General features: G+C 38.5%; 19 protein-coding genes, 1 pseudogene and 1 riboswitch. Of the genes and pseudogenes, 10 read left to right on the forward strand and 10 right to left on the reverse strand.

Annotation, left to right across the window (positions count from 1 at the left end):
• Nucleotides 1-22: 22 nt before the first annotated feature.
• The 4 genes from hisS to G7B18_RS09655 form a co-directional block, all read right to left on the reverse strand.
• Nucleotides 23-1,408 (reverse strand): histidine--tRNA ligase, encoded by a 1,386-nt coding sequence (hisS, locus tag G7B18_RS09640; RefSeq protein ID WP_164109440.1) that lies wholly within the window; start codon nt 1,406-1,408, stop codon nt 23-25.
• 51 nt (nt 1,409-1,459) lie between these two features.
• Nucleotides 1,460-2,197 carry a ribonuclease III gene (rnc, locus tag G7B18_RS09645; protein WP_164109442.1) on the reverse strand — a complete coding sequence of 246 codons (738 nt, stop codon included), beginning with the start codon at nt 2,195-2,197 and terminating at the stop codon, nt 1,460-1,462.
• Nucleotides 2,198-2,370: 173 nt separating this feature from the next.
• Entirely contained in the window at nt 2,371-3,624 is a 1,254-nt protein-coding gene (gene fabF / locus G7B18_RS09650) for a beta-ketoacyl-ACP synthase II (protein WP_164109444.1), read from the reverse strand.
• A gap of 26 nt (nt 3,625-3,650) precedes the next feature.
• Entirely contained in the window at nt 3,651-3,887 is a 237-nt protein-coding gene (locus G7B18_RS09655; RefSeq protein WP_079643602.1) for an acyl carrier protein, read from the reverse strand.
• Between the two features lie 265 nt (nt 3,888-4,152).
• On the opposite strand from G7B18_RS09655, the gene G7B18_RS09660 reads away from it, so the two are divergent.
• Both G7B18_RS09660 and pyk read left to right on the forward strand, forming a co-directional pair.
• The gene (locus G7B18_RS09660) at nt 4,153-4,653 is read left to right on the forward strand and encodes an IPExxxVDY family protein (RefSeq protein ID WP_164109446.1); all 501 of its coding nucleotides are present in this window, start codon (nt 4,153-4,155) and stop codon (nt 4,651-4,653) included.
• A gap of 123 nt (nt 4,654-4,776) precedes the next feature.
• On the forward strand, nt 4,777-6,207 hold the full coding sequence (pyk, locus tag G7B18_RS09665) for a pyruvate kinase (RefSeq protein ID WP_164109448.1): 1,431 nt from the start codon (nt 4,777-4,779) through the stop codon (nt 6,205-6,207).
• Nucleotides 6,208-6,280: 73 nt separating this feature from the next.
• On the opposite strand, the gene G7B18_RS09670 is transcribed toward pyk, so the two are convergent.
• Nucleotides 6,281-6,682, reverse strand: coding sequence for a hypothetical protein (locus G7B18_RS09670; protein WP_164109450.1), 402 nt, complete (start codon nt 6,680-6,682; stop codon nt 6,281-6,283).
• Nucleotides 6,683-6,872: 190 nt separating this feature from the next.
• Between G7B18_RS09670 and G7B18_RS09675 the strand changes: the two genes are divergently transcribed.
• The 7 genes and pseudogenes from G7B18_RS09675 (at nt 6,873) to G7B18_RS09700 (ending at nt 13,378) form a co-directional block, all read left to right on the forward strand.
• Complete coding sequence (locus G7B18_RS09675) at nt 6,873-8,705, forward strand: sensor histidine kinase (protein ID WP_240452822.1); 1,833 nt, start codon at nt 6,873-6,875, stop codon at nt 8,703-8,705.
• Nucleotides 8,706-8,720: 15 nt separating this feature from the next.
• The gene (locus tag G7B18_RS09680) at nt 8,721-9,407 is read left to right on the forward strand and encodes a response regulator transcription factor (protein ID WP_164109453.1); all 687 of its coding nucleotides are present in this window, start codon (nt 8,721-8,723) and stop codon (nt 9,405-9,407) included.
• A gap of 84 nt (nt 9,408-9,491) precedes the next feature.
• Nucleotides 9,492-9,595, forward strand: a riboswitch (SAM riboswitch).
• 72 nt (nt 9,596-9,667) lie between these two features.
• Nucleotides 9,668-11,980 (forward strand): 5-methyltetrahydropteroyltriglutamate--homocysteine S-methyltransferase, encoded by a 2,313-nt coding sequence (metE, locus tag G7B18_RS09685; RefSeq protein WP_164109456.1) that lies wholly within the window; start codon nt 9,668-9,670, stop codon nt 11,978-11,980.
• A gap of 186 nt (nt 11,981-12,166) precedes the next feature.
• Complete coding sequence (locus G7B18_RS09690) at nt 12,167-12,343, forward strand: hypothetical protein (RefSeq protein WP_164109458.1); 177 nt, start codon at nt 12,167-12,169, stop codon at nt 12,341-12,343.
• 112 nt (nt 12,344-12,455) lie between these two features.
• The gene (locus tag G7B18_RS19395; RefSeq protein WP_164110130.1) at nt 12,456-12,650 is read left to right on the forward strand and encodes a DUF4833 domain-containing protein; all 195 of its coding nucleotides are present in this window, start codon (nt 12,456-12,458) and stop codon (nt 12,648-12,650) included.
• A gap of 53 nt (nt 12,651-12,703) precedes the next feature.
• Nucleotides 12,704-12,877: pseudogene (locus tag G7B18_RS19400) on the forward strand (hypothetical protein); the annotation flags it as partial.
• Nucleotides 12,878-12,955: 78 nt separating this feature from the next.
• Nucleotides 12,956-13,378, forward strand: a complete 423-nt coding sequence (locus tag G7B18_RS09700; protein ID WP_164109460.1) for a 6-pyruvoyl trahydropterin synthase family protein — start codon at nt 12,956-12,958, stop codon at nt 13,376-13,378.
• Between the two features lie 2 nt (nt 13,379-13,380).
• Here G7B18_RS09700 and G7B18_RS09705 read toward each other — a convergent pair whose 3' ends face one another.
• The 5 genes from G7B18_RS09705 to G7B18_RS09725 form a co-directional block, all read right to left on the reverse strand.
• On the reverse strand, nt 13,381-14,148 hold the full coding sequence (locus tag G7B18_RS09705; protein ID WP_164109461.1) for an exodeoxyribonuclease III: 768 nt from the start codon (nt 14,146-14,148) through the stop codon (nt 13,381-13,383).
• Nucleotides 14,149-14,187: 39 nt separating this feature from the next.
• Nucleotides 14,188-14,946, reverse strand: coding sequence for a peptidylprolyl isomerase (locus G7B18_RS09710; RefSeq protein ID WP_240452823.1), 759 nt, complete (start codon nt 14,944-14,946; stop codon nt 14,188-14,190).
• A gap of 10 nt (nt 14,947-14,956) precedes the next feature.
• Complete coding sequence (locus G7B18_RS09715) at nt 14,957-15,304, reverse strand: hypothetical protein (protein WP_164109463.1); 348 nt, start codon at nt 15,302-15,304, stop codon at nt 14,957-14,959.
• 56 nt (nt 15,305-15,360) lie between these two features.
• The gene (locus G7B18_RS09720; protein ID WP_164109465.1) at nt 15,361-15,795 is read right to left on the reverse strand and encodes a low molecular weight protein-tyrosine-phosphatase; all 435 of its coding nucleotides are present in this window, start codon (nt 15,793-15,795) and stop codon (nt 15,361-15,363) included.
• A gap of 95 nt (nt 15,796-15,890) precedes the next feature.
• On the reverse strand, nt 15,891-17,447 hold the full coding sequence (locus G7B18_RS09725; protein ID WP_164109467.1) for a Do family serine endopeptidase: 1,557 nt from the start codon (nt 17,445-17,447) through the stop codon (nt 15,891-15,893).
• Nucleotides 17,448-17,655: 208 nt separating this feature from the next.
• On the opposite strand from G7B18_RS09725, the gene dapF reads away from it, so the two are divergent.
• Nucleotides 17,656-18,444 (forward strand): diaminopimelate epimerase, encoded by a 789-nt coding sequence (gene dapF / locus G7B18_RS09730; protein WP_164109469.1) that lies wholly within the window; start codon nt 17,656-17,658, stop codon nt 18,442-18,444.
• Nucleotides 18,445-18,485: the final 41 nt, after the last annotated feature.

The raw sequence follows: 18,485 nt of genomic DNA on the forward strand, positions 1-18,485 counted from the left end.
CAAAAAGTATATTTTTTGCCGCTCACCCCCTCATGATTTCGATAAGTGCTGGCAATTGTATTTTTATTTGCTCGCCTGATTCCATGTTTTTCAATGTTAAAACATTTGATTCGACTTCCTCCTCTCCCACAAGGAGAACAAATGGAATCTTCTTCGCATCCGCGTAGCTCATTTGCTTTTTCAGCTTGGCCACAATTGGGTATAATTCTACGGCTATACCTTCTTGACGGAGACGAGCCAACAATGGGATGGTATAACATTCTAGACTTTTATCGAAATTGACAATAAGAACCTTGGAACTAGAAATAACTGTACCTGGAAAAAGATCGAGCTCTTCAAGAACATCATAAATACGGTCTGCTCCGAAAGACACCCCTACGCCAGTAAGATTCTTCAGTCCAAACATCCCTGTAAGGTCATCATATCTCCCTCCACCACCGATACTTCCCATAGCAACCTCATTCGTCTTAACTTCAAAAATACATCCTGTATAATAATTCAAACCCCTTGCCAACGTGACATCGACAGCAACATCATTACTCAAAATACTTTCGTCAACGTTAAAAGCAGCAACATATGCAAATACAGATTCGATTTCTTCTATTCCTTCCAACCCTTTCTGCGACGAAGCTAATACCTTTTTAAGACTTTCCAACTTTTCTTGGTTACTACCTTCCAATAAGATAATAGGCTTCAATACTTCAAGATCAGTATCTGAAAAACCTCGATCTAAAAGTTCCTTGTTTACACCGTCAAGGCCGATTTTATCCAGCTTATCTATGGCAACAGTCATATCCACGATAAGTTCAGGCTTTCCTAGAATCTCAGCAATACCAGTCAATATTTTACGATTATTAATTTTAATCGTAAAATCCTTTAGCCCCAGTTGCCTCAAAGCTTCCCAATAAATCAATATAAACTCCGCTTCATTCAACAAGCTTTCCGATCCGACTACGTCGACATCGCATTGATAAAACTCCCGGTAACGCCCACGCTGCGGTCTATCGGCACGCCATACCGGTTGAATTTGGAAACGTTTGAAAGGAAGCGTAATATCGTTTTGATGCATCACTACATATCTGGCAAACGGCACCGTGAGATCATAACGAAGTGCCTTTTCAGATATTTGAGGAATTAGTTTAATCGAATTTTTCTGTACTAAGACATCATCCGATACTTTAGATAAATAATCACCAGAGTTAAGTATTTTAAAGATTAGCTGATCTCCTTCGTCACCGTATTTACCCGTTAACGTGGATAGATTTTCAAATGAGGGTGTTTGAATTTCGCTATAACCGTATTTTTTAAAAATACCCTTCAGCGTATTAAATATAAAATTTCTCCTTTCCATTTCTAGAGGAGAAAAATCTCTAGTCCCTTTTGCTAGAGAGGGTTTAACTATTGCCATAAGGCAAAGGTAATATAACAGAATGAATATGGAAAGTACGCCTATATGTTTCTAAGCGATTTCGATGATTTTCAGATACTCACAAGCTCGCTCTGCAGCAAGTTTCTCCGCACTCTTTTTATTAAAATCGCGACCTAAGCCACAAACCTCTCCATTAACAAGCACCTCGATACTAAACATTTTAGACGACTCACCCTCCGGGTTATCAATAGGCAAGAATACAACTTCTTTTCCTTCGTGCTGACACCATTCGATAAGTCTACTCTTGAAATTCGTCTCCGTATTTTCCAACGTGTGAATATCAACATGCGGCTTAATAATACGTGTTAATAAGAACTCTCGGGTAAATTGATACCCCTTATCAAGATAAACGGCTCCAATCAGCGCTTCGAATGCATCTCCTAATAGTGATCCTTGTTTATTGGGATAGGATATCATGCGGGAATCATATTGAATCAGGCGATCGAAACCTAACTTTCTAGAAAGTTGGTTGAGATTTGCCCTAGACACTATTTTTGAACGCATCTCTGTTAGAAATCCTTCATCTTTGTAAGGGTACAGTTTAAACAAAAGCTCTGCCACTACCGACCCAAGAACAGCGTCGCCGAGGAATTCTAAACGCTCGTTGCTATTTTTCACCCCCTCTTTGATTTGCTTTGCAACAGATTTATGTCTAAAAGCCATCTGATACAACTTGACATTACCTGGCACAAACCCAAGAATATTTTTGAGTTTTTTAAAATAAGCTCGATTGGGAGATAAGTATAGTTTATAAATTCTTAAAGACATATTCACCTACTACAAAGAAAAACTCTCGGACGAAAAACCAAAAAATTATTCTCAGGCTATTAAAAATAGTCGATTCAAAAAAAGATTATTCCAGTCAGGATAACAAAGACGTATAGAAAAATAGGTAGCTTGAAGAAACTACCTATTTATCTTTTATGCTTAATACCTCAACATTACGCTTGGTATTTTTTAAAAATAACCGAAGCATTATGGCCACCAAAGCCAAATGTATTACTCAAAGCAGCTTTCACTACACGTTTCTGAGCTGTATTAAATGTAAAATTCAAACGATTATCTATCTGAGGATCATCGGTAAAATGATTTATTGTAGGCGGTACAATATCATTTTTTACAGCCAGTATAGAGGCAATTCCCTCAACAGCCCCAGCCGCACCCAATAAGTGACCAGTCATAGACTTTGTCGAACTGATATTTAATTTATATGCACTTTCTCCGAAAAGATCTACTATTGCTTTTGTCTCACTGATATCACCAACTGGAGTTGATGTGCCATGTACATTAATATAATCTATATCCGAAAAATGCAATTCAGCATCATTTATCGCCATAGTCATAGCAAGCTTCGCGCCAAGACCTTCAGGATGCGAGGCTGTAATATGATGTGCATCTGCACTCATACCGCCACCGACAATCTCTGCATAAATCTTAGCTCCACGCGCTAGCGCATGTTCTAAACTTTCTAAAATTATTGCGCCAGATCCTTCTCCAGAAACAAATCCATCTCTATCTTTATCAAAAGGCCTAGAAGCGGTCTTTGGATCGTCATTACGAGTTGACAAAGCGTGCATTGCGTTGAAACCACCAATACCAGCCTCATTAATAGTTGCCTCTGAACCTCCCGTGATGATTATATCAGCCCTTCCCATACGAATGTAGGTAAAGGCATCGATCATCGCATTGGTTGCAGATGCACAAGCTGAAACGGCTGAAAAATTGGGACCACGCAAACCGTGTCGCATAGAAATATGGCCAGGAGCAATATCTACCAACATCTTTGGAATGAAGAAAGGATTGAAACGAGGTGTTCCATCTCCTTTAGAAAAGTTAGCAACTTCCTCCGTAAAGGTAGTTAACCCCCCTATTCCTGACCCCCATATTACACCAATACGGTTTCTGTCTAATTTATCAAATTCCAATCCAGAATCCTTAACCGCCTCATCTGTTGATGCAATAGCATACTGAACGAATGGATCCACCTTACGAGCCTCCTTGCGATCCATAAAATCATGTGGATCGAACCCTTTCACTTCGCAGGCAAATTGGGTTTTAAATTTCGACGCATCAAAATGCGTAATAGGAGCAGCGCCACTTACACCGTTAATTAAGCCCTCCCAATATGCTTGAACGGTATTACCTAGTGGTGTAAGTGCGCCTAATCCTGTTACAACTACTCTCTTAAGCTCCATTTATATTTTTAGCCTAATACAATTAGTTAGTTAACGTTTTTTTCTAAATAAGCGATTGCTTGACCTACAGTACTGATGTTCTCAGCTTGGTCATCTGGAATTGCAACGTTAAATTCTTTTTCGAATTCCATGATCAACTCAACTGTATCAAGTGAGTCTGCACCTAAATCATTCGTGAAAGAAGCTTCTGGTGTCACTTCGTTTTCATCTACACCTAACTTTTCAACGATAATTGCTTTTACTCTTGATGCGATATCTGACATGATTTTATAGTTTAATTGTTTAATAAATCTGTGCAAAGAAAAATAAATTTCACCAAAAATCAAACCTTTTTAATTTTTAGGTGACAAATAAAGAACCATAAAGCTCATTTAGTGCATTATAGCCCATAAAAGAAACACTACCCAATGATACTAAAAGTAATATATAATCACAAAAAAACTTTCATTTAATACAAATTTTACATCGGACATCTAAAAAACACAAGCATAAATCGTACTTTCGTAAATATATCAATACACTGTAAAGTTGAATAAAATCACCTTCAAATTAGATATTGACTTTGACCTTGAACTGGATTTCATTTTAGTAGGTATTAGTTCTTCCTTTAGGGACTATAGATTGTGCCACTTTATAAATAAGCACACCGGTCTTAATTTCGTTTATGGAAAGGAATCCCCGATTGATCATAACGGAAACTTAAAAACTAAACCTCAAGAAGAACTGGACTTCCATATTATTCAAGAAAAAGCGAAAGGAAAAAAAGAGACGCTGCACCACTACCAAATGTATAGATATTGCTGTGAATCTTTCGATTTCGAGTATTACCTCATTAATAATCGAAGTTTAGAAAATGGCATTCTACTCCCTGAAGCGCCAAATTTTGATTACTTTATGATTATAAAACATTATATTGACGCTGAAGACTTAGATACCTTAATTGATAATTTAAAATCAATTAAGGAAATCATGTTGGTGAAAGAAATTGACCCAACCATATTGAAATCTAAAGAAAATCTAATATTTTAGCGAATTATTTTCAATGTGTAAATATTACACTCTGTATAAAAACAAGATAAACAAGTCATAGTCACCCGCTTATTCTGAAATATTCTCAACCCAATAGGGTTAAAAAAATAGAACAAAAACAATATGAAAAAGATACAAAAGAGAACTAAAATAGTAGCTACATTAGGACCTGCATCATCTAACATTGACGTATTAACAGCGATGATTGCCAAAGGTGTCGATGTTTGCCGACTGAACTTTTCTCATGGAAGTCAAGACGATCACCTTCAAGTAATTAACACGATCAATGAGATCAATGCGAAACATTCTTTTAATGTGAGTATCTTAGCCGATCTTCAAGGGCCAAAAATACGTATCGGTAAAATGAAAGAGGGAGGAGCTATCCTCACCAACGGTTCTACGGTTGAAATGACAACAAAGGAACTTATCGGAGATGAAAAGCAGATCTATATCACTTACGAAAACTTCCCTAATGATGTCAAGGAAAACGAGATCATATTACTTGATGACGGCAAATTACAGTTACGTGTTTTATCAACTGATCATAAAGATACCGTCATTTGCGAAGTAGTACATGGAGGCATCTTAACATCTCGAAAAGGAGTTAACTTACCGAACACTAAAGTATCAATCCCTTCATTAACTGAAGAAGATTTAGACAATCTGAATTTCGCATTAGACCATGGTGCAGATTGGATCGCCATGTCCTTCGTTCGTTCGGCAGAAGACATTCATCAATGTAAAAAAATAATTGCTGCCAAAGGTAGCCACGCAAAGATTATCGCCAAAATCGAAAAACCAGAGGCCATCGAGAATATTGATGCTATCATTGCTGCTACAGATGCTGTCATGGTAGCTCGTGGAGACTTAGGTGTCGAGATGCCTATGGAAGAAGTACCAGGCCTTCAGAAGATCATTGTTCAGAAGTGTCGTAACCTTTCAAAACCAGTAATCATTGCGACTCAAATGTTAGAAAGCATGATTACAACACCTCGCCCCACTCGTGCCGAGGTAAACGATGTAGCCAACTCTGTTTTAGATGGTGCCGATGCTGTGATGTTAAGTGGAGAGACTTCTGTGGGCGAATTCCCAGAAATCGTTATCGAGACTATGGCAAAAATAATAACACATGTAGAATCTACATCTTACCCATATTACAGTGAAAAAGTGGATGCATTCATTGAGGTAAACAAAATTCCCGACGCTATCTGTGGATCTTCTATTTTCTTAGCCGAAAAAACCAAAGCTTCTGCCATTGCTGTCATGACAGCATCGGGCTATACTGCTTTCGAAATATCAAGTTACAGACCAAATGCGGACATCTACGTTTTTACTGGAAACAAAAATTTATTAAGACAACTTAGTTTATTATGGGGAGTACGTTCATTCATTTATGAGAAATATGAGAGTACAGACGGAACGATCCAAGATGTAAATGACCTATTAAAATCACATGAATTAGTAGAATCTGGGCAAATTGTGATAAACACAGCTTCGACACCGTTGCATGAGAAGGGCAAAACCAACACCATTCGGGTTTCAGTAGTAAATTAATTTAAGTAAAAAATTAAGGCGAGGGTAAGAAATATATTTCTTGCCCTCGCCTTTTTATTAGTAATGGCATATTCTATTTAATAAGTAATGGTGGTACTTTCAAGAATGGAACTGATTTTTCATTATCTTCGTTTTCATCCAGCTTTTCAGTGCCTGGCATTGGCGCACAGCTCCTCCCGGAGAGACCAGCAATAGGCATCCGATAGGCCGAAGAATATACTACTTTTTTACGATAAACATTCGGTATTTCAATAGGCTTTACTCCATAGAACCCTCTACGCAAAGAATCTGCAAATATTTGCGGCAATGAATCCGATTTGGGGATTTTAAACCCTAGCAATACATTACCCCATGAACGTTTCTCCATCTTATTTTGTTCACCCCCACCCTGAGCACGTACAGTGCTGAAAAGCGTGGTAAGAAAAATGACACTAAAAATCATTCTTTTCACTATATTAGAACCTATATTCATCATGATTGAAGAATTTAACTTATACAATTTACAAACGTAACTTTCACATTAAAACTACAGACATTTTAGAAGTATTGCCCTATCCTTTTCTGTAAATCGCTGTTAAATAGTGTTAAAGAGGATTTTAAGGCATAATACATTATTATTTTTGTAACAAATGAAGAAAAAAAGCATCTCATTAATAATAGGTTTAATGTCCATAGCATTACTAGGCGTAGTCGCTATGCAGTACTATTTTATTCGTGAGACCTATAAACAGAAATCTAATCTCTTTGATGAAGCTATAAACACGTCTTTGGCCAAGGTCGCATCAGAAATCGAGAAAAGTGAGATGACCAACAATATAGAGATCATAGCACGGGCCAACCAACAAAAACATGAAGCCGAGCATAAAAAACAAAGAATACTTGCCAAGCAGTTGGACATACAACGAAAAATAGAGCGTCTCCGCGTACAACAAATCGAGACAGAAAATATTTTTCGGGAAGAAGATGAAAAACTAAAATCGATCTATCCTAATGTAATAGGCATTGATAATTGGTTTTACGAGACCTATTTTCGGGAACAAAAAAACCAAAAATACATCAACGTAGCCATAAGCCAAGAACATATTCCCGGCACCTCTCGCGTAGAGAATTTTGTCCTTGTAACGGCCAGTAAAGAACTACCTCGCATTAATGCAAAGGATGACTCGGTGCGATATGTTGTTGTTGTAGACATCGACCTTTACGGAATTGTGCGTAGCTTTAGAATTGCTTCATTACCTCCAAAAGCGAATGCAAAAGTTGCTTTTGAGCTTATGGAGTTAAGAACGCAACTTGAAATACTAAATCGCGAATCCGAAATAGCTCAAAAAAACGCTTTGGCTGGTGCAACAAATGCATTTGATACCTTAGCTGTTTTAGGAGGCAAAAAAGCAGGTGTCGTTGAAGACTTTGCGCTAGGAATCCAACTTGCAAATAGGCCGTTAGAACAACGGGTAAATCAAAGTCAAGTTCAAAAACTACTGCAAGAAGAATTAGTGTCACGTGGTATATATTCCCCTTTCAATATCGAAATTCGAGATCGATCAAGGATTATATACCACAGTCCTGATGCCGAAACGCTTGCAGCATCCAATAAATCACCTCGTTATACTACAGCATTATTTAAGGGAGATTTTGGAGAATCCACTGGCCGTTTGAGTATATACTTCCCTAACAAAAAAAGGGTAATTGTAGATAACATGAGCTATTTAATTCTTCCTACGCTTGCTCTTTTTGCTGTTCTGATCGGTTGCTTTGCTTACACGCTGTCTATTATCTTCAAGCAAAAGAAAATCTCAGAAATGAAGACCGATTTCATCAACAATATGACACATGAATTTAAAACTCCGGTAGCCACAATCATGATTGCTAGCGAGTCCCTAAGAGATCCAGAGATTGCATCAAACGAACAGCGCGTCAACAAACTAGCAAATATAATATATGATGAAAATGTAAGGTTAGGTAGCCACATAGAACGAGTGCTAAACATTGCTAAACTCGAAAAAGAAAATTTACGAATGGAGCGAACAGATGTCCGCGTTAACGCACTGATCGAAGGAGTGCTAGACAGTATGCATCTACAACTCAATAAAGCTAATGGAGTGCTTCAAACCGAACTATTGGCGACTCAAGACCTAATCATTGGTGACGAATTGCACCTTTCCAATGTATTCTTTAACTTAGTTGACAATGCTATAAAATATAGCCTAAACGCTCCAGATATACACGTAAAAACATCTAATTCTAAAGGAAACATTGTGATATCAATCTCTGACAAAGGAATGGGTATGAACAAAGAACAACAGGAGAAAATATTTGACCAGTTCTATCGTATACCCACAGGCAATCTACACAACGTAAAAGGGTTTGGTCTAGGGTTGAGCTACGTACATGACATAGTCAAAAGACTTGATGGTAAGATACAAGTAAAGAGCGAAAAGGATAAAGGCACGACCTTTGAGATAACATTACCTCTTAAGACAGGGGAATCCAACAATTGATAAATACAGACTACTATGCAAAAAATATTATTAGCAGAGGACGATCCTAATTTAGGCGAACTCTTAAAAGACTATCTTGAACTTAAAGGCAAATATGAAGTAGTCCTTTCTCAAGACGGAGAGCAGGCATTAGAACAGTTTAAAAAAGATAATTTTGATTTATGTATATTTGATGTGATGATGCCCAAAAAAGATGGCTTCACACTAGGAAAAGAAATCCGAAAAATAAATCAGACAGTTCCTATCATTTTTGCTACTGCAAAAGGAATGATGGAGGACAAAACGCAAGCCTTCGAACTAGGCGGAGATGATTACATCACTAAACCTTTTCGCGTCGAAGAGTTACTATTACGTATAAATGCGCTACTAAAACGCGTCTCCAAAGACAAAGATGAGGATTTAGCTGATAAATTCGAAATTGGTGGGTATTTCTTTGACTATACCAGCCAAGTTATATCCTATAAGGGACAACAACAAAAACTTTCTACCAAAGAGGCTGAATTACTACGTCTCTTGTGTCTAAAGAAAAATGACGTTTTGACAAGAGAAGAAGCTCTTATTAAAATATGGCATGATGATAACTACTTTACAGGACGTAGTATGGATGTTTTCTTAAGTAAATTGAGAAAATACCTAAAAGAAGACCCAAATGTCGAGATAGTCAACGTACATGGTAAAGGTTATAAACTACTCGTAAGCTAATACCAAATACAGAAAGAAAAAAGGAGATTTGTAAGTTCTCCTTTTTTTTCTTTGTAATTTCAATTCTTCTCCATACCTTAGCATCGCTTATAGAGAAAGGCAGAGGGACTAGACCCGATGAAGCCTTAGCAACCTGTCTCTTGACAAGGTGCTAAATTCTATCCGCCAGCTGGCGGAAAAGATAAGCCGAAGTTTCTGATCCAAGAACTCTCTCTTTACAGCATTATTTTTTTATTAAAACAATTTAAAAGGAAAATAGTATGTTAATTACCAACAACTTAGGTTACCCAAGAGTGGGACCTTTCCGCGAATTAAAAAAAGCTAACGAAGCATATTGGGCTAAGAAAATTTCCGCGGAAGAACTATTACAAACAGCTAAGGAAATCCGTGAAGCGAACTGGAAAACACAAAAAGATGCCGGCATCGACCTCATTCCATCCAATGATTTTTCTTTTTACGATCAAGTACTAGACCTTTCTTTAACAGTGGGTGCAATACCGGCCCGTTACACTTCTTTGCTAAGCAAAATCGATAATAACTATAGTTTAGATCTTTACTTTGCTATGGCTCGTGGATTCCAACAGGATGGAATCGATGTAACCGCTTCTGAAATGACAAAATGGTTTGATACAAACTACCACTATATGGTACCTGAGTTCACCAAAAACCAAACATTTAAGCTGAATTCAGAAAAATTCTTAAACGAATACAACGAAGCGAAAGCTGCTGGAATAGAGACTAAGCCTGTTATTATTGGCCCTATCACCTATCTATTGATCGGTAAAGAGAAAGAGGCTGGATTCGAACGTATTGATTTAATTGAGAACCTACTTCCTGTTTACGAGCAAATTTTATCAAAATTAGCCGAAGCTGGAGCTAAGTATATCCAAATTGACGAGCCTTACCTGGCTTTGGACATCGACGCAAAAACAAAAGCATTATACACCTCAGTATTCGCAAGATTAAATGCTGCAGCAGGAAGTGCTAAATTAATCGCAACAACCTACTTTGAAGCGTTAAAAGACAATGAAGATTTAGCCTTAAGTCTTCCGGTACATGCATTACATTTAGACTTAGTACGTGGAGAAAACCAATTAGACACAGTGCTACCTAAAGTTCCTTCCTCTTTGACGTTGTCATTAGGAATTGTCGAGGGACGTAACATCTGGAAAAACGACTACGAAAAATCTTTGACCAAAATCCATCAAGCAGTAAATACGCTTGGTTCAGACAGAGTATGGATAGGCACTTCTTCGTCATTACTACATGTACCATTTGACTTGGACAGCGAGAAAAACGAAGAAACACTTCCGGCAGCAGTTAAAAACTGGCTTGCATTTGCTAAACAAAAATTGGCAGAAGTTAAAGACCTAGCAATATTAGCGAACGGCGAAATTGACGCCACTACAGCACAGCGTTATGAAGCAAATAAAGCTGCGGCCGAAAGCCGTCGTACATCTCCATTAATTCATAAACCTGAAGTAAAAGAACGTGTTAATAACATTACGGATGATGACGCTCGTCGCACATCTTCTTTTGCAGCACGTAAGATAGCTCAACAAGCGAAATTCAACCTACCAGCGTTTGCTACTACCACTATTGGATCATTCCCTCAGACCAAAGATGTTCGTAAATGGCGAGCTGATTTGAAAAAAGGTCTTATAACACAAGCAGAATATGACAAAGCTATTGCCGAAGAAACAGAAAGCACCATCCGTCTTCAAGAGCAATTAGACATTGATGTATTAGTACACGGAGAATTCGAGCGTAATGATATGGTTGAATATTTCGGAGAACAGTTAGCGGGATATGCATTTACACAATACGGATGGGTTCAATCTTATGGTTCTCGTTGTGTTAAGCCACCTGTAATTTACGGAGACGTATATCGTCCAGCTGATATGACAGTACGTTGGTCCTCTTATGCACAATCATTGACAGACCGTCCAGTAAAGGGTATGTTGACAGGACCTGTAACGATCCTTCAATGGTCTTTCGTTCGTAATGACCAACCTCGTGAAACGACGACCTATCAGATTGCTCTCGCGATCTTAGATGAAGTACAGGCATTGGAAAAAGCAGGAATAAAAATTATTCAGATCGATGAACCAGCAATCCGTGAAGGACTTCCTTTACGTAAAGCTGATCAACAAAACTACCTAAACTGGGCTGTTCGATCGTTCCGCGTCTCCTCTTCTAATGTTGAAGATGATACACAGATTCATACGCACATGTGTTATTCAGAATTTAACAATGTAATTAAAGACATAGCCGCAATGGATGCTGATGTTATTACAATTGAAACTTCCCGTTCACAGATGAAACTATTAAATGCTTTCGCAGGTGACTTCAAGTACCCTAACGATATAGGCCCTGGAGTATATGACATCCACTCTCCTCGTGTACCTAGTACAGACGAAATGGTGGACCTATTGCGCAAAGCTAAGGATGTAGTCCCAGCTTCTCAACTTTGGGTAAATCCAGACTGTGGGCTTAAAACTCGCGCTTGGCCAGAGACTAAGGCTGCCTTAGAAGCTATGGTTGAAGCTGCAAAAATCTTAAGAGCAGAATAATTCTGAAATTTAGTAATATTTAAATATCTTGAAAGCCTAAAGTACCTTACTTTAGGCTTTCTCCTTTTTTTCAGACGTTACCAAACTTTTTTTCACATCACTTGTTCATTCATATAGAAATTGGTTCGGTATACGACGATAAAATAAAATCGATCCGTAAACTTATGCGTCATAAAGTAATTAGATATGAAGAGATTTACTATATTACCATTCATGCTTTTAACAACAATGTTGTTGACAAGCTGCGAAGTCATTGGGGGCATTTTTAAAGCAGGGGTATGGTCAGGTATTATTATTGTTGTAGTTGTAGTTGCGTTAGTATTATGGATACTTGCAAAAATATTTGGCAGGAAACAAAATTAAGGCAATATATGTATCAATGTATGCTATTGCTTATACTCATAGGTTATGGCGTCTTTCCTTCATTTGCACAAGAAGAATATCCAAAACCACAAGCTAAAACCTATTATTTTATATACAGCATAACATAGGAAAGAACACCTATATCTATCAGACAAAAATCAATCAAAACGGCAAATTAGATCGAAATGAACCTGTGCAAATCAGCAGACACCTATTTGACAATAAAAGCGAAATAAAATCCCTAACCACTATACAACGAAAATTTGCTTATGGTGTGGACTGGGATGCCAAAAGCGACAATTCTTAGGATCTCACTTTGGTATCTTACCCTATCAGCGCCTTTAATTACGTAGTACAGATGATCAAAAATACATTTTGGAGACCACGTTAAATGGCATAAAGATGAAAGTCCACAGGCTATTTATTTTTCAAAAAGAAGGAACCTCAGGCTTGAATACAAAAGTCGATTGCATTCTTTTTTTCGGGACAAATCAGGACGGTAAGCAAGTACAATCAAAACTGATAGTCGATTAGGACATCCTATCTTTTCTTTATTTAGATTTTACTTTTGAATGTTCGAGAATACCCCGCTTTTTATCTAAGTTTGTAACTATGATTACAGCAGAAAGATACCACGACATTTCATGCGGACACCGGGTTGTAGGCCATGAAGGCAAATGCAGGTACTTGCATGGCCACAACTATCGTATCCATTTCATCGTTCAAGCCGAGGAATTAGATACGGTAGGTCGAGTCGTAGATTTTTCTGTAATAAAAGAGAAGCTATGTATGTGGCTCGAGGATAATTTTGATCATAAATTTCTTATCTGGAATGAAGATCCACTAGTAACAGCACTACTGGATATTTCGGAAGAAAGTCTCATTCTGGTCCCCTTCAATCCAACAGCGGAAAACATAGCCAAATATTTAGTAGAAGAAATAGGCCCTCAACAACTCGCTGAATACAACTGCCGCCTTATTCAATGCAAAGTGGAGGAAACACAAAAATGTGCCGCCTCCTATACATTGGTTTAGCCTTAATCGATCAAGTCCAACAACACTGGGCAGTGATCTGAATGAATGGCATCACTTAAAATACTTGCGCCCCTAATTCTATCTTTCAGAGCGACAGAAGCCATATTGTAATCAATCCGCCAACCGAGGTTCTTACCTCTGGAGCCAGCTCTATAACTCCACCACGTATAATTGTTCGGATCTGCATTCAAGTGTCGAAAAGTATCGATAAAACCAGAATTGATGAAGTTCTCCATCCACTCTCTCTCCTCCGGTAAAAAACCAGAGGTATTGGCATTCGATTTTGGATTATGGATATCAATGGCGCGGTGGCAAATATTAAAATCGCCACAAACCACAAGATTGCCCTTTTCTTGGGTCAACTTGTTTGCATAATCCTGAAAATCGTCTAAAAAACGGTACTTAAAAGTCTGTCTTATATCCCCCGTTGTACCTGAAGGGAAATAAGTACTCATCACGGACACATTATCAAAGTCAGCCCGGATTATCCGGCCTTCAAAATCATAATCTTCATGACCGCAACCATACTCTACATGATTAGGAGATACCTTAGTTAATATAGCCGTACCACTATATCCCTTCTTTTGAGCAGGATACCAATAATGCTCATATCCCATCTGTTCGAGATACTCTATTTCAGGTACCTGATCCGGTGTAGCTTTAATTTCCTGTAGACAGACCACATCTGGATTAACCGTCTTAAGCCACCCGATCCAATCTTTTTTCAAGGCCGCCCTTAGCCCATTTACATTATATGTTATAATTTTCATTCTTAACAAATTATTAGGTAGACGAACAATGCTATCCTTCTACAGATTGTATTTTTTTGACTTAAACGCATCAAAAAGTGTGGTAAAAAAACCTGTTTTTGGCTTAAGACCCTGCAATTCACGATCTTGATTAATAGCTTCCCTTCTAGTTAATAGACGCACAAACATACGTTCATTTACTATAGGACGGTCGTGATCATCTGTTTTAACCGCCGCGATATTGTCTACCGACTCAAGCCCTTTTATAACCTGCCCAAATACAGTATAATTTCCATCCAAATGCGGCGTCCCTCCTATACTCGTATATGCTTCTCTTTGCGTAGCAGAAAGCTTACCGCCATTCAATTTAAATCGCTCTAATGAATCTAACCCCTCATTTGTAAAACGTCGCCCCTGCACGATATAAAATTGCGAAGCAGAGGATTGCTTTGCTGGATTACTATCTCTCGCAGCTCCTAAAGCACCTTTTTTATGAATAAGATTCGACTGTATCTCAGCCGGGATTTTATATTCAGGCCCCCCATTACCCAGTAAGACTTTGTCTGCTGCCTTCTTTGAGTCTGGGTCCCCACCTTGAATCATAAAATTTTTAATGACCCGATGAAAAAGTAAGGAGTCATAATACCCATCATTCACAAGCTTTTTAAAATTGTCCCGGTGTCTAGGAGTTTCATTGTAGAGCTGGATTAAGATATTTCCCTTATCCGTCTTAAAATCTACATAATAGTATTGGGGTTTTTGCGCGTTCACGGCGACAAAGCATATCCCTATAAAAATAGAAAGTAAAAATCTCTTCATAATAAATAAGTTATATCACTTCCAGTTCCTGAAAGTAATCTATAATCAATGACTTCATAATCAACTCTTGCTCCAACAAGGTGTAGTTAGGGATGGCTTTCACTAACTTCCAATGTGGCCAGCCTTGCTCATCCAAGCCTTCCAACTCATAGAAACCCATAGCACTGAAGAGTCTACACGTAGCGATATGCATCAACTCTTCTTTTTCCCTTTTTGAAAATCTCTTGGGTCCCTGTCCCAATTCCTGGACGCCGATCAAAAAAAGAACCACCTTTATATCGGGTAATTCCATATCAAAACTTTGAGCAAGAGCCTCTCTCAAGGTATTCCACTTTTTATTTACTTCTGCTGCTTTCATGTTAATTTAAAAGTCAAAAGTAACGAATTCACAGGTAAGAATTGTCATGAGATTCTTTAAGATAATGCTAACACAAGTTCCTCGCATCTCTTTGCTACCAATTTATACACCGCATCAAACAGTGTATCGTCATAATAAGGATCTGGCACAATGTTATCCTCCAAAAATAACCGAACCCTATCCTTCTGTATACTATTTTGTGCCAAACGAATTACATCTTCATAATTCTGCCTGTCCATCACGAAAATCAAATGATACTCGTCCAACATATCTGCTGTAAAATGCTGCGCTCGCTGCATCGAAATATCCACACCATACTTTTTCGCGACAGCTACAGACCGTCTATCCGGAGCCTGTCCGACATGCCAATCCCCTGTACCGGCAGAATCAATCTTCCAGTCCAATCCATTTCTCACAGCCAGATCCTGTAACACACCATGTGCCAATGGCGATCGACAAATATTTCCTAAACAAACCATTAAAATTTTCATATTCCAAAAATCCAGATTATTGCATATAAAAGCAAAAAAATATGGCTCTCTTGCGAAAGCCATATTCCTACGTTATATATTAACTAGTCTACAGTTTAATACTCAATGGGCACATTCAATTCAACTGTACTTCCGCGCTGAGGAACTCCTTTTATACGCACAATATTACGTTTCGTCGATGCAAGTGCTGATTCAACATCATCAACATTGTTTACTGTTTTTCCGTTTACTTCAGTGATCACTAATCCTCGTTCAACTCCAAAATATTCAAATACGCCACCACGGTGCACCTGAGTCACGACAACACCTGAACTAATACCTAATTCCTTCTTACGTGCATCTGTGGCTGGAATAAAACTCGCTCCCAATTTATTGAAGATTTGCGTAGCGCTAGCGTCTGAACCTTCGTCATTTGCCGCCGCCTTATTCGCTTCTTCCCCTTTAAGCGTCACCATAACATCCTGCTCTTTTCCATTTCGCTTGTACGTAAGCTTCACCTTATCTCCAGGGCGTAATCTTGCCACACGTTCCTGTAAATCAGGAGAACTATAGATAATTTTTCCGTCAACTTTGGTAATAATATCTCCTTTTTTAATGCCTGCTCCTTCGGCTCCACCACCTCTCACCACATCGGACACGTACAGACCGTTAATATCTGTGATTCCAAACTCCTTTCTTACGTTATCATTAAGTTCAGTAAAGCTTACACCAACGAATCCACGTTTCACACTACCAAACTCTTTAAAATCATCTAAAACCTTCTTAGCAAGACTAATTGGGATAGCAAAACCATATCCTGCATAGGTACCGGTTGGTGATGCGATAGCTGAATTAATACCAATTAACTCTCCACGCGCATTGACCAACGCACCGCCACTATTTCCTTTATTGATTACTGCATCCGTTTGGATAAAAGATTCAATAGCAGTGCTCACCATTTGCTCGGGTTGTCCTCCCTGTCCAAATCCACGCTGCTGCGAGGGTTCATCCAAGATTCCAATACGACGCCCCTTGGCACTTACAATACCTGCTGTCACTGTCGATTGCAATCCTAAAGGATACCCAACAGCCAACACCCATTCCCCTACTTGAACATCATCCGAATTACCCAGCTTGACCATAGGAAGATTCGTCGCATTGACCTTTATCAACGCTAAATCAAAATTAGGGTCGCGACCTATAACTTTAGCCTCAAAAGACCGGTTGTCCGTAAGCTGTACTTCAATTTTATCAGCATCCTCAACAACGTGATTGTTCGTTACAATATAACCATCAGGTGATATGATTACGCCAGATCCAGATGCCTGAGCCTGTCTAGGTTGTACCTGCCCACGACGTTGCTGCGGCATACCAAAAAATTCTTCAAACATGTCAAATGGCGACCCCGATCCTCCTCCACGTTGGCTCCCGCGTGTTGTAACAGTAACTTTAATATGCACTACTCCAGGTGAAACCGCTGCTGCTGCTTGTGTAAAATCTGGATTACCAGTAGATGAAATAGCTGTACCTGTAGGGTTGCTGGCGTAATAAACTTTTTGTTTTTCTTCAAAAGTCATATTATCCAACTGCTTGTTCTCAAAAAATTTGTACCCTCCGACAGCAATTGCCCCTCCTAGGACAGCTGCTAATAAACTAACTCCTATTTTTTTCATATTACTTTGCTGTTTAAATTTTCTAACTTTGTTCCTCAATAAATACAAATTGTGTTAGTCAAATGTAGTACCATCACATTGCCTAGCCCAACTTTTGTCAGTTAAATTTTGTTAATAAACGGTAATTTTTCAGGTTTTTAACATGTTTTAACATGTTGAAGAACAATTGTAACAAGAATATTAAATTTGACGCATATTTTCAAATATTATGGACCAAAAAATAAAATTTTATAAGTATCAAGGAGCCGGTAATGATTTCATACTTATTGATAATAGAAACGGTCTTTTTGATAGCGTCAATGAAACATTGATAAAACATCTATGTGATCGAAGATTCGGGATTGGCGCGGATGGCTTAATGCTCCTTCAAGATAGTAAAAATTTTGATTTCCAAATGGTTTATTTTAATGCAGATGGTCGTGAAGGGAGCATGTGTGGCAATGGAGGCCGTTGTATCGTTGCTTTCGCGCGCGATCTTGGCATTATAAAACACAAAACTGTCTTTTTGGCAGTTGACGGAGAACACCACGCTGCTATAGATAACAATCAGGTTGACCTAGGAATGATAGATGTTCATCAGATTGAAAAAGATGGTGAAGCCTTTGTTTTATATACCGGCTCACCACATTATGTCTTGACAGTAGACAACCTAGTCGAGCTCGACGTCTATCAAAAGGGGCATATGATACGTAACAACGACACCTACCGGCACGAAGGAATAAATGTCAATTTCATTGAAAAAGAAGGCGACGGTTATTTTCTCCGTACATTCGAACGTGGAGTAGAAGACGAAACCTACGCCTGCGGTACAGGAGCGACAGCTGCAGCTATGGCAGTAGCTTTTAAAGAAGGTTTAGAAGGGAACCTTAAAATACCAATACGTGTTTTGGGGGGACAGCTCTATATCTCTTTTCACAAAGAGGGAGAAAATTTCACTGACGTAATGCTTAAAGGCCCAGCGACTTTTGTTTACGAGGGCTTCATCCCACAACGTTAATAGTCAATACTTTTTAGCTTTTTATTTTTACTTTATCGTTA

It is taken from the genome of Sphingobacterium sp. xlx-130 (assembly GCF_011007405.1).
In the GTDB taxonomy this organism is placed as follows: domain Bacteria; phylum Bacteroidota; class Bacteroidia; order Sphingobacteriales; family Sphingobacteriaceae; genus Sphingobacterium; species Sphingobacterium luzhongxinii.

Excerpts from the sequence above, each read along its gene's own strand:
- G7B18_RS09655 (WP_079643602.1), bottom strand. The coding sequence starts at position 3,887 with ATGTCAGATATCGCATCAAGAGTAAAAGCAATTATCGTTGAAAAGTTA.
- G7B18_RS09720 (WP_164109465.1), bottom strand. The coding sequence starts at position 15,795 with ATGAAAATTTTAATGGTTTGTTTAGGAAATATTTGTCGATCGCCATTG.
- G7B18_RS09680 (WP_164109453.1), top strand. The coding sequence starts at position 8,721 with ATGCAAAAAATATTATTAGCAGAGGACGATCCTAATTTAGGCGAACTC.
- G7B18_RS09670 (WP_164109450.1), bottom strand. The coding sequence starts at position 6,682 with ATGATGAATATAGGTTCTAATATAGTGAAAAGAATGATTTTTAGTGTC.
- hisS (WP_164109440.1), bottom strand. The coding sequence starts at position 1,408 with ATGGCAATAGTTAAACCCTCTCTAGCAAAAGGGACTAGAGATTTTTCT.
- dapF (WP_164109469.1), top strand. The coding sequence starts at position 17,656 with ATGGACCAAAAAATAAAATTTTATAAGTATCAAGGAGCCGGTAATGAT.
- G7B18_RS09705 (WP_164109461.1), bottom strand. The coding sequence starts at position 14,148 with ATGAAAATTATAACATATAATGTAAATGGGCTAAGGGCGGCCTTGAAA.
- rnc (WP_164109442.1), bottom strand. The coding sequence starts at position 2,197 with ATGTCTTTAAGAATTTATAAACTATACTTATCTCCCAATCGAGCTTAT.
- G7B18_RS09715 (WP_164109463.1), bottom strand. The coding sequence starts at position 15,304 with ATGAAAGCAGCAGAAGTAAATAAAAAGTGGAATACCTTGAGAGAGGCT.
- metE (WP_164109456.1), top strand. The coding sequence starts at position 9,668 with ATGTTAATTACCAACAACTTAGGTTACCCAAGAGTGGGACCTTTCCGC.
- pyk (WP_164109448.1), top strand. The coding sequence starts at position 4,777 with ATGAAAAAGATACAAAAGAGAACTAAAATAGTAGCTACATTAGGACCT.
- G7B18_RS09725 (WP_164109467.1), bottom strand. The coding sequence starts at position 17,447 with ATGAAAAAAATAGGAGTTAGTTTATTAGCAGCTGTCCTAGGAGGGGCA.
- G7B18_RS09700 (WP_164109460.1), top strand. The coding sequence starts at position 12,956 with ATGATTACAGCAGAAAGATACCACGACATTTCATGCGGACACCGGGTT.
- fabF (WP_164109444.1), bottom strand. The coding sequence starts at position 3,624 with ATGGAGCTTAAGAGAGTAGTTGTAACAGGATTAGGCGCACTTACACCA.
- G7B18_RS09710 (WP_240452823.1), bottom strand. The coding sequence starts at position 14,946 with ATGAAGAGATTTTTACTTTCTATTTTTATAGGGATATGCTTTGTCGCC.
- G7B18_RS09690 (WP_164109458.1), top strand. The coding sequence starts at position 12,167 with ATGAAGAGATTTACTATATTACCATTCATGCTTTTAACAACAATGTTG.
- G7B18_RS09675 (WP_240452822.1), top strand. The coding sequence starts at position 6,873 with ATGTCCATAGCATTACTAGGCGTAGTCGCTATGCAGTACTATTTTATT.